Genomic DNA, 10987 nt, shown 5'->3' with positions numbered 1-10987 from the left:
AAGGTTAATACATGCTCCTGTTGTTAGGGAGGCAGCACCTTCAAGAATTTGGTTTTACCTACGATGGTATTATTTTAAATGCTGGCGCATACACACATACATCTATAGGTATTGGCGACGCAATAAAAGCTGTGACTACTCCTGTTATAGAAGTACATATATCCAACACTTATGCGCGCGAAAGCTTCCGCCATCAGTCGTATATCTCTGGGAATGCCAAAGGTGTTATTCTTGGTTTTGGCTTAAAAAGTTACGAGCTTGCCATACGCTCTTTTATATAATTAAAACACTATATATTTTTAACATAGTTTTAATAGGTTCATTATTAAGTTCTTCTATTTTTGAAACAAGAAATGAACCTATTTATGAAAAACTTTTTTCTATTTACTTTTTTATTATTTTCTATTTCAAATAACGCCCAAATAAAAGGAACTATCTCTGATGAGAATGGAAAACCTTTGCCTTTTGTTTCTGTCTTCGAAGAAAACACTTATAACAGCACCACTTCTAACGAACAAGGAAAATACCAACTCAACGTAAAGGAAATAGGCAAGAATAAAATCATATTTCAATTTTTAGGGTTCAAAACTCAAAAACTAACTATTACCAATATCTCTTCGGCATCTTATACTTTAGATGTTAAGCTACAAGAAGAAAACTTTACTCTTAATGAAGTAATTATTAATCCCAAAAATAATCCTGCAAATGACATTATAAAAAATGCCATTGCTAACAAAAAGAAAAATTCAGAAAAAACTAGCCGTTATACTGCTGATTTCTATTCTAAAGGTTTATTCAAAATAAAGGATTTACCAAAAAAAATCATGGGAATAAAAGTAGACCTTAATGACGAAATGGCTTCCAATCTTGATTCTACTGGAACTGGAATTTTATATCTGTCTGAAACAATTTCTAAAATAACGTTTGAGAAACCCAATAATTTAAAAGAGAAAATTATTGCCTCAAAAATTTCTGGAAACAATAAAGGCTTTAGTTATAATACAGCTAGTTTATCAACCTATGATTTTTACAATAATACCTTGAAATTTGGTGTAAACATGATTTCTCCTATTGCTGATAATGCCTTTAATTATTACAAATACAAGCTCGAAGGAACGTTCTTTGACGAGAACAATAAAGAAATTAATAAAATAAAGATTATACCAAAACGCGATAAAGAACCCGTTTTTGAAGGTTACATTTATATTATTGATGATAGTTTTGCTATTTATGCTATTGATCTTGATATTAAAGGGTATCGAATTAAAAATGAGATCACTCAAATAATGAATCTAAAACAAAGTTTTAGCTATAATTCTAAAAACAAATTATGGGCTAAAAATGCTCAAAGTTTATCTTTTACTGCAGGTGCTTTTGGCATACAATTTACAGGAAAGTTTAATTATGTTTATACTAATTATGAATTCCCAGAATATTTTGAAAAGAAAACTTTCTCTAATGAAATTGTAAGTTTTGAAGCTAATGCTAATAAAAAAGACGATTCTTATTGGAATACTATCCGTCCAATTCCTTTAACAATTGAAGAAAGTACCGATTACACCAAAAAAGACAGCTTACAAACTATTCGAACTTCAAGAAAATACACCGATTCAATTGATGCTAAAAACAACAAGTTTAATTTTTCTGATATATTACTTGGACATTTGCACAAGAATACTTTCGAGAAATATTCATTTAAATACAACGGCTTATTAGACTTGAGCGCCCTTAGTTTTAATACTGTTCAGGGTTTTAATCTTGGCACTGGATTTTCTTACAGGAAATGGAACGAAGAAAAAGGTAATGAAACTTCTATAAGCACTGCAATCAACTATGGTTTTTCTGATGAAAGATTACGTATTACTGGAGAATTCAAGCACACTTTTAATCATCAAAATTACGCTACCATTGTTGCTTCTGGAGGAACCAAGGTAAAGCAGTTTAATAGTAACGAACCTATTAGCAGTTTCATCAATTCGGTTAGTTCTTTATTTTTCAAGGACAATTACATGAAAGCTTACAATCTCGAGTTTGCTCAACTGGCCTATTACCAAAACATTGCCAATGGCATTACCCTAAATGGAAAAGTTGCTTATGAACAACGTAAGCCTCTTTTTAATACAACCGATTACTCTTTCTTTAATAAAGACGACTTATATTCTTCTAATAATCCGCTTACGCCAAATGACTTTATTAATTCACCTTTTGAAAAACATCATTTAGTAAAAGTAAATCTGACTACAAGAATCAATTTTGGCAATAAATACATTTCAAGACCGGACGGAAAATATAATGTTAGAAATGAGAAATACCCAACTTTATATTTAAACTACGAAAAAGCTTTGGCTGCAAATGAGAAAAAATATGAATTTGATCTTATTAGCGCCGCTATACGATATGACTTAACTATAGGAAATAAAGGGCTCTTAGGAATCAACATTAAAGCGGGTAAGTTTTTTAATGCTGAGAACATTGCGTTTATGGATTACAAACATTTTAACGGAAACCAAACTCATATCGGTCAGGCCAATCGCTACTTAAATGTTTTTAATCTGCTACCTTATTATAGCAATAGTACAAACGACAGCTATTTTGAAGTTCATATGGAACACAATGACAATGGATATATTATGAATAAGATTCCTTTATTGAATAAATTAAAATCAACTTTAAACATAGGATTCCATTCTCTTGAAATTCCAAATACTAAACCGTATTCAGAATTCACAATTGGGTTAGACAATCTTGGTTTTGGGAAATTTAGAATGTTTCGTATAGATTATGTTCACTCTTATCAAAATGGAATAGAGCAAAACGGAGTTGTTTTCGGTTTGAAGTTTCTTAATATTCTAGAATAGCTTAGTGATAATTTCACGCAGATTAAAGCAGATCAGACAGATTTTAATAAGCCAAATTCCACATCTTGTTTATTATATAAAACTGCTTAAATAAAGTTTTAAGAATGAATCTTTGTTCCTTTGAATCATAAAAAATCCGTTTACTCTATAAAAGAATAAACGGATTTCGTTTTTTTGTCTTCGTTACTATCTTTGTCAAAGTAAAAAAAATTGACCAAATTTACCTTATTACCTCAAATACTTTGAGCCTTTAAAGAAAACTTTGAACCTTAAAAATCAATGATAATCATCTGGTTCAATATGAATCAAAACGTTCCCTAATTGAGGTATTTTTTCTTTTAGTGTATCTTGTAATTTATGTGATAATTCATGCCCTTCTTTTACCGAAATTTTAGCAGATACTATAGCATGAAGATCTACATGATATTTCATTCCTGCTTTACGGATAAAACATTTTTCGGTTCCTAGAATACCTACAACAGTTAAAGATTCTATTCGAATTTCTTCAACTAAATCATCATTAAGATGTTCGTCCATAATTTCGCCTAGTGCTGGTCTAAAAATTTTATAACTGTTGTATAAAATAAAAAAAGCGGCAAAAAGTGCTGCCCAATCATCTGCTGCCTCATACCCTTTACCCATGAACAATGCTATCGAAATACCAATAAATGCTGCTACAGACGTAATCGCATCACTACGATGGTGCCATGCATCTGCGGCCAATGATGAGCTATTAGTTTGTTTGCTACGCTTCATTACCAATCGAAAAGAATATTCTTTCCATATAATGATAGCCCCCAGAACATATAGTGTCCAAGATTTTGGCAAATCATGCGGATTCTGGATGTTGGCAATACTTTCGTATCCTATAATTGTTGCTGATGTTATCAAAAAACCAACCACCAAAAAGGTAACTAAAGGCTCGGCGCGTCCGTGTCCGTATGGATGATTTTCATCTGCTGGCTTGCTTGAATATTTGATTCCAAATAAAACCAAAAATGATGAAAATATATCTGTAGTTGACTCTATTGCATCTGCAATTAAGGCATAAGAATTGCCAAAAAAACCTGCCAAGCCTTTTATAATGGCTAAGCAGGTGTTTCCTATAATACTAAAGTATGTAGCTTTTATAGCTTTTTGTTCATTCGTCATTTGAGAATTATATCTACGCTCTCACGATTTTTGCTCCAATTGCTCTTAATCGCTCATCGATACGTTCGTATCCACGGTCGATTTGTTCTATATTCTGAATCGTACTTGTTCCCTTTGCTGATAATGCTGCAATTAACAATGATATTCCAGCACGTATATCTGGAGACGACATTGTAGTTGCTTTTAATTGTGACTTCAAAGTTATGCCCCATAACTACGGCTCTATGCGGATCACACAACATAATCTTTGCCCCCATGTCAATTAGTTTGTCAACGAAAAACAAACGGCTTTCGAACATTTTTTGGTGAATTAACACATCTCCTTTTGCTTGCGTTGCCACAACCAAAACGATGCTTAATAAATCAGGTGTAAACCCTGGCCATGGCGCATCGGCAATAGTTAAGATTGATCCATCGATATCTGTTTTTACTTCATATCCATTTACGTGAGCAGGGATATATATATCATCTCCACGTTTTTCTATTGTAATTCCTAACTTTCTAAATGTATTTGGAATCAAACCTAAGTTTTCCCAGCTTACATCTTTTATAGTAATTTCGCTTTTAGTCATAGCTGCTAACCCAATCCAAGATCCTATTTCGATCATATCTGGAAGAATTCTGTGCTCACAACCCCCTAAACTTTCAACACCTTCGATCGTTAATAAGTTCGAACCTACTCCTTTAATGTTAGCTCCATAGAGTTTAACATTTTACATAGTTGTTGCAAGTAAGGCTCACAAGCTGCGTTATAAACTGTTGTTTTTCCTTTTGCTAAAACTGCAGCCATTACTATATTAGCAGTTCCTGTTACTGATGCTTCATCAAGTAACATATCTGTACCTGTTAATCCTTCTGGGGCTTCAACACCATAAAAGTGATCTTCTCTGTTATATCTAAATTTAGCTCCTAGATTAATAAATCCTTCAAAGTGTGTATCTAATCTACGACGACCAATTTTATCTCCTCCTGGCTTAGGAATATATCCTTTTCCGAAACGTGCCAAAAGCGGCCCAACAATCATGATTGAACCACGAAGTGCCCCTCCTTCTTTCTTGAAGGCTTCCGTTTCTAGGTAATTCACATTCACTTCATCAGCTTGAAATGTTATTGAACCTGGTTCATTCTTTTGAATTTTCACTCCTAGATTTCCTAAAAGCGTAATTAATTTATTGATATCAATAATATCAGGAATGTTATTAATCTTTACTTTTTCTGAGGTTAAAAGTACTGCGCACAAAATTTGTAATGCTTCATTTTTTGCTCCTTGTGGAGTGATTTCTCCTTTTAAAGGAATTCCACCTTCGATTTTAAAAATTCCCATATTACTTTTTTAAGATTCTGAGTTACTGAGGTTCTAAGATTCTAAGGTTTCTCTTTACAAATATTAAAGACTTAGCAACTTAATCACTTAGATACTTAGCAACTTTTATTTTTGATTATTATTTTTTTGAAACGGTTTTGATTTTCAGGACCTTTTACATTCTTATTATTCTGAATTTTAGGCTGCCCTGCTGGTGTGATTTTATTTGATATACGTTTATTTGTACGTAATAAATCGGTTGTATTTAATAGCTCTTCTGAACTTTGCAAAAGATTTATCTTTCCATCTGACAGTTCGTACAAATGTTCAAAAATAACATCATCTTTTACAGTATCCTTATTCCAACTTAGGTATGATTTTTTCATATGATTGGCAATTACCAATACTAATGCATTCTTCATTTCGCCTTCTTCCCATTTGTTGGCAACATCTATCATGTATTTGATATTATTACCATAATACCTGTATTTTGGGTAATTTTGCGGATATTTTAACACGTCTGGTTTTAGCTGCAATACTTCACGAGATGGAATTGGGTATGGTGATTCAACATCTAATTTAAAATCAGACATAATAAAAAGCTGATCCCAAAGTTTGTGTTGAAAATCGGGTACATCACGCAAATGCGGATTCAAGCTTCCCATCACCTGAATAATATATTTGGCAGCTTTGTTGCGTTGTTCAACATCTTCAATAGCGGTAGCCTGATCTATCAATTTTTGCAAATGACGACCATACTCTGGAATGATTAAATGTTGTCTTTCAGAATTGTATTCTAAATTAAAAACAACATCATTCGCATTTTCTTTTTTATATTTTTCGATCATAATTATAGTGAAACTATACCCTCAATTACAGAAACTTCTTGGTATTTACTAATTACTTCATCTGAGCTTTTCATAGTAACATCTACCGAAACGCTGGTAAATTTACCTGTTTTGGATTTTGTAGTTTTAATTACTGCTCCCATGCAATCAAAAGCTTTCTCTACACGCTCGACATTATCGCCTACTGAAGGCATGATAAATTTGAACAAATACTCTGCTGGCCAAGCGTTACTATTGTCTAACTCAACCTTTAATCTTTCGTAAAATTCAGCGGTGGTTTTTTCTTTATCTTCGTCCATTCTTTCATTAAAATAAACGCAAATATACGGTTTTGATTTGAGATTTTATATTTAGCATTTGGGATTTTTTTACAATGCGAAACATTAGCTAAAATTAGCCTTATTTTCCTCTTTTACAACACCAAATAATACTATTTAAAATTGTTAAAATAACAGAATTTAGCCTATCCTATTTTATTCTTTTATCTTTGATTAATTGAACATGCCCTATAATAAATACCCACCACAATGAAAATGCCTTTTTTCTATCTATTCCTTACCCTCTTTTTTATTTCAAATTGCATTACTGCACAAGAAATCAACACCTTAACCTACTTTCAGAATGATTCTATTAAATTAGAACTTGATTTGTATTTACCTGAAACAAAAACAGCTAAAAAAACACCTCTCGTGATTTTTGCTCATGGTGGCGGATTTTCTGGTGGAGATCGTTTTGGCGAGAAAAATTTCGCTAGCAGCCTTGCACAAAATGGAATTGCTGTTGCGAATATCTCATATACTTTATACATGAAGGGAAAAGATTTTGGATGCAACTCAATACTATCTGAAAAAATCAAAACGATACAAATTGCTGTTAGTGATGCTTGGCAGGCCACTTCTTATTTGATTAAAAACAAAAAAAAATACAACATAGATGATTCCGAAATTTTACATGCAGGAATTAGTGCTGGTGGCGAAATTCGCTTTCATGCTGCTTTTTGGGATTATAAATCAATGAATTTATACTCTAATAATTTACCGAAAAACTTTAGATACAAAGGCTTAATCCGAAGATATGGAGCTATTCTGAATGTAGATTTAATTACATCTGAAAATCCAATTGCGATGTTACTTTCCCATGGAAGCGAAGATCCTACTGTACCTTATGCAACAGGCTCACATCGTTCCTGTCCTAAAGAGTCTGAAGGTTTCATGACGCTTTCGGGCTCTTACGCTGTTTACAACCATATGATTTCGTTAAAGAAAAATATTGAACTCATTACTTCTTGCGGTGCCAGACATGAGTTTTGTGGTTATTTATTCGGAAAAGAACCCAATTATGTTTTAGATTTTATAAACAATGTGCTTACAAAAAGAGAATTCGAATCACATATTATAATCCCAAATACTAAGAAATCAGAAGATTTATCACAATATCTATTTTGCAACTAGATTAATCCCATCTAAAGGGTATTAAGCTTCATTAAAATCAAACTTAACTCTTCTTATTTTCTCAATGTAAAAAAGTAGGCTAACGGTTATAAATACGTACAATAAACATACTTTAGCTTAATTAATCCTAATTCAAAAACAACATAACTTCATTAATCTTAATGAAAGCGAAATCCCTCTTATTTTTTAAAGAAAAAAGCAAACAACCGAAGCAAACAACAGGAAGTTTACTTACTAAAAAAAATAATCGTTCGCTTCTGAAAAAATAATCTTGCGTAATACCAATAAGTTTAGGTAAATTTGCACTTTATTTTTAGAAAGTGCAGAAGAAATTATTGTTATTATTGGTGGCCCAGGTACGGGAAAGTCTACAATTATTGATGGTTTAGTAGCCGATGGATATTGCTGTTATCCCGAAATTTCTAGACAAGTAACTCTTGAGGCCCAAAAAGAAGGAAATCAAACAACTGTTTCTTGAAAAGCCCTTGTTATTTAGTGAAAAACTATTAGAAGGACGGATAAAGCAATTCGAAAGCGCTCAAGAAGAACCTGCGGAAGTAGTTTTTATTGATCGAGGAATTCCTGATGTTGTTGCTTATATGGATTATATAGGTGATGAATATCCGAGCCATTTTAAAACAGCATGTGAAGATTGCAAGTATTCCAAAATATTTCTTACTTCCACCTTGGGAAGAAATCTACATGAGTGACGGTGAACGTTACGAAAACTTTGAACAAGCAAAAACCATTTACAGCCATCTTGTAGAAACGTATAAAAAATACGGCTACGAACTAATTGAGGATTCCAAAAGACACTGTGACTAACCGAATTCTTTATATCTTTAGATAAAATTTAGTCAGAGTCTTTAAGGTTGGTAAAACTAGAAGCTGTTTTCTAAATTGTTAACTTTAATCCTGACAAATGCAAGAAGCATTAGCAATACTTCAAAAATACTGGAAACATGACAGTTTCCGCCCTTTACAAAACGAAATCATCGATTCGGTTTTAAACGGTCAAGATACTTTTGCCTTATTGCCAACTGGTGGTGGAAAATCAATTTGTTTTCAGGTTCCATCAATGATGAAAGAAGGAATCTGTCTTGTAATTTCGCCCTTGATTGCCTTAATGAAAGATCAGGTTGCTAATTTGCAAAAACGCGATATTAAAGCAATTGCTCTTACTGGCGGAATTAATACTGAAGAAATCATTAATCTTCTAGACAATTGCCAGTATGGAAATTACAAATTTTTATACCTATCTCCTGAACGACTTCAATCAGACTGGATTCTTGATCGTGTAAAAAACTTACCTATAAATTTTATCGCAATAGATGAAGCTCATTGTGTTTCGCAATGGGGACATGACTTTCGTCCAGCATATCTTAAAATTTCTGAACTAAAGAAATTGTTTCCTAAAATTCCGTTCCTTGCTCTGACCGCTACTGCAACTCCCAGAGTTATTGAAGACATCAAAACCCAATTAGGATTAAAAGATACTAAACTTTTCCAGCAATCATTTGCCAGAAAAAATATTGCCTATATGGTTTTTGAAGTTGAAGATAAAATATATAGAACGGAACAGATTTTGAAAAAAAATCCAGAGCCTTCTATTATATATGTACGAAACCGAAAATCTTGTTTAACCATTTCGGCTCAATTACAATCTTTAGGTTTTAAAGCTACCTATTATCATGGTGGTCTTTCGACTAAAGAAAAAGATAAAAATATGCAATTGTGGATGAATGAAAGTGCGCAAGTTATTGTTGCTACAAATGCTTTTGGAATGGGGATGGATGAACCAAACGTAAAAACTGTAATTCACACTCAATTACCCGAAAATATCGAAAATTATTATCAGGAATCTGGGCGTGCTGGGCGTAATGGAGAAAAGTCTTTTCTGTTTTCTCACTAGCGCATCTGACACTGCCAATGCCGAAAGTCAGTTTATACAAAATTTAGCTGACAAAAAATTCCTGAATACAATGTATGTCAAACTTTGTAATTATTTCCAGATTGCCTACGGCGAAGGAATCAATGAAGAGTTTACTTTTAACCTGAATCATTTTTGTCATAAATACGATTTCCCTACTTTAAAAACATACAATGCATTACAATTTCTGGATCGCCAGGGTATCCTTACTTTATCACAAGGTTTTTTAGAAAAAATTACCATGCAGTTTCTTATTGAATCCAAAGAAGTTATTCGATATATAAGCCTAAATTCGAATGACGAGGAAATCATTCTTGCCATTTTACATACATATCCAGTATTACGAAATGAAAACACCTTTAACCTACAACTTATTGCAAAAAAATCGAGCAGCACTGAAGCTGAAGTTCATACTGTTCTGCAAAAACTAAAAGAAAAAGACATTATTGAATATAACAGCAAAAATAATGATGCCTCTATATTATTCAATGAAGTACGCGAAGACAACTACACAATTAACAGGGTTTCAAAATATCTAGAGAAACAAAACAATCTAAAAAAGGATCAATTAAAATCGGTTTTAGATTATGTAAAGGAAGATAAAACATGTAAAAACAAACTGATTCTAGATTATTTTGGAGAAAAAACAACTACCGATTGTGGCATTTGCTCTTATTGCATTACCAAGAAGGTAAAAAAACCTAATAATTCGATTACGCAAGATATTCTAGATTTATTAAAAACGGAAGAATTAAGCTCAAGAGATATCCAGACTCGAACTAATAATAGTGCAGATGATGTTGTACATGCACTACAAGAACTACTAGAAGAAAATCACATTATAATAAAACCGAATAATAAATACACTTTAAAGTCATAATGGAAAAATTAAGAATCATATTTATGGGTACTCCTGAATTTGCCGTTCGGAATCTGGATACTATAATAAAGAACAATTATAATGTTGTAGGAGTTATTACTGCAGCAGACAAACCAGCAGGTCGTGGTCAAAAAATAAAATATTCAGCTGTTAAAGAATACGCATTAGCCAATAATCTTCCTTTATTACAACCAACTAATTTAAAAGACGAAGCTTTTTTATCTGAATTAAAATCCCTTAATGCTAATTTACAAATTGTAGTAGCATTCAGAATGCTACCTAAAGCTGTATGGGAAATGCCTTCATTAGGAACTTTTAATCTTCATGCTTCCCTACTTCCAAATTATCGTGGTGCTGCTCCTATAAACTGGGCTATAATAAATGGAGAAACAAAAACTGGCGTTACCTCCTTTTTTTATAGATAGACAAAATCGACACTGGAGCTATGATCTGAGTTAAGTAATAGAAATAGAACCTACCGAAAACGTGGACAGTTGCACGATCGATTAATGCACAGGTGCTGCCTCCCTAACAACAGGAGCATGTATTAACCTTAGCAATACAT

General features: G+C 32.6%; 5 protein-coding genes and 5 pseudogenes. 6 read left to right on the top strand and 4 right to left on the bottom strand.

Translation table 11 applies throughout. The features are described 5' to 3' along the window. Nucleotides 1–38 precede the first annotated feature (38 nt). Nucleotides 39–281 (top strand): annotated as a pseudogene (locus AC1RYN_RS12995) (type II 3-dehydroquinate dehydratase); the annotation flags it as partial. 84 nt (nucleotides 282–365) lie between these two features. Further along, a complete protein-coding gene (locus tag AC1RYN_RS12990; protein WP_481807304.1) occupies nucleotides 366–2858 on the top strand; it encodes a DUF5686 and carboxypeptidase regulatory-like domain-containing protein in 2493 nt (830 codons plus the stop codon). Nucleotides 2859–3134: 276 nt separating this feature from the next. Here the strand turns inward: AC1RYN_RS12990 and AC1RYN_RS12985 are convergent, their stop codons facing one another. The 4 genes and pseudogenes from AC1RYN_RS12985 to AC1RYN_RS12970 all read right to left on the bottom strand — a co-directional run bounded on the left by AC1RYN_RS12985 (nucleotide 3135) and on the right by AC1RYN_RS12970 (nucleotide 6460). Beyond that, nucleotides 3135–4010: a cation diffusion facilitator family transporter gene (locus tag AC1RYN_RS12985; protein ID WP_481807303.1), complete on the bottom strand. Its 876-nt coding sequence runs from the start codon at nucleotides 4008–4010 to the stop codon at nucleotides 3135–3137. Nucleotides 4011–4023: 13 nt separating this feature from the next. After that, a pseudogene (gene murA / locus AC1RYN_RS12980) lies at nucleotides 4024–5334 on the bottom strand (UDP-N-acetylglucosamine 1-carboxyvinyltransferase). A 95-nt stretch (nucleotides 5335–5429) separates the two neighbouring features. Then, on the bottom strand, nucleotides 5430–6161 hold the full coding sequence (locus AC1RYN_RS12975) for a DUF4290 domain-containing protein (RefSeq protein WP_481807302.1): 732 nt from the start codon (nucleotides 6159–6161) through the stop codon (nucleotides 5430–5432). A 2-nt stretch (nucleotides 6162–6163) separates the two neighbouring features. Further along, entirely contained in the window at nucleotides 6164–6460 is a 297-nt protein-coding gene (locus tag AC1RYN_RS12970) for a DUF493 family protein (protein WP_481807301.1), read from the bottom strand. A 228-nt stretch (nucleotides 6461–6688) separates the two neighbouring features. On the opposite strand from AC1RYN_RS12970, the gene AC1RYN_RS12965 reads away from it, so the two are divergent. The 4 genes and pseudogenes from AC1RYN_RS12965 to AC1RYN_RS12950 form a co-directional block, all read left to right on the top strand. Continuing rightward, the gene (locus AC1RYN_RS12965; protein ID WP_481807300.1) at nucleotides 6689–7612 is read left to right on the top strand and encodes an alpha/beta hydrolase fold domain-containing protein; all 924 of its coding nucleotides are present in this window, start codon (nucleotides 6689–6691) and stop codon (nucleotides 7610–7612) included. Nucleotides 7613–7910: 298 nt separating this feature from the next. Then, nucleotides 7911–8469 (top strand): annotated as a pseudogene (locus tag AC1RYN_RS12960) (AAA family ATPase). Between the two features lie 65 nt (nucleotides 8470–8534). Beyond that, nucleotides 8535–10422, top strand: a pseudogene (locus AC1RYN_RS12955) (RecQ family ATP-dependent DNA helicase). Continuing rightward, nucleotides 10422–10934, top strand: a pseudogene (locus AC1RYN_RS12950) (methionyl-tRNA formyltransferase); the annotation flags it as partial. The pseudogenes AC1RYN_RS12955 and AC1RYN_RS12950, both read left to right, overlap by 1 nt. Nucleotides 10935–10987: the final 53 nt, after the last annotated feature.

The sequence above is a fragment of the Flavobacterium sp. TC780 genome, from assembly GCF_056783245.1.
Note: the sequence above shows the minus strand (reverse complement) of the source record. Positions and strands in the feature narration are given on the sequence as shown.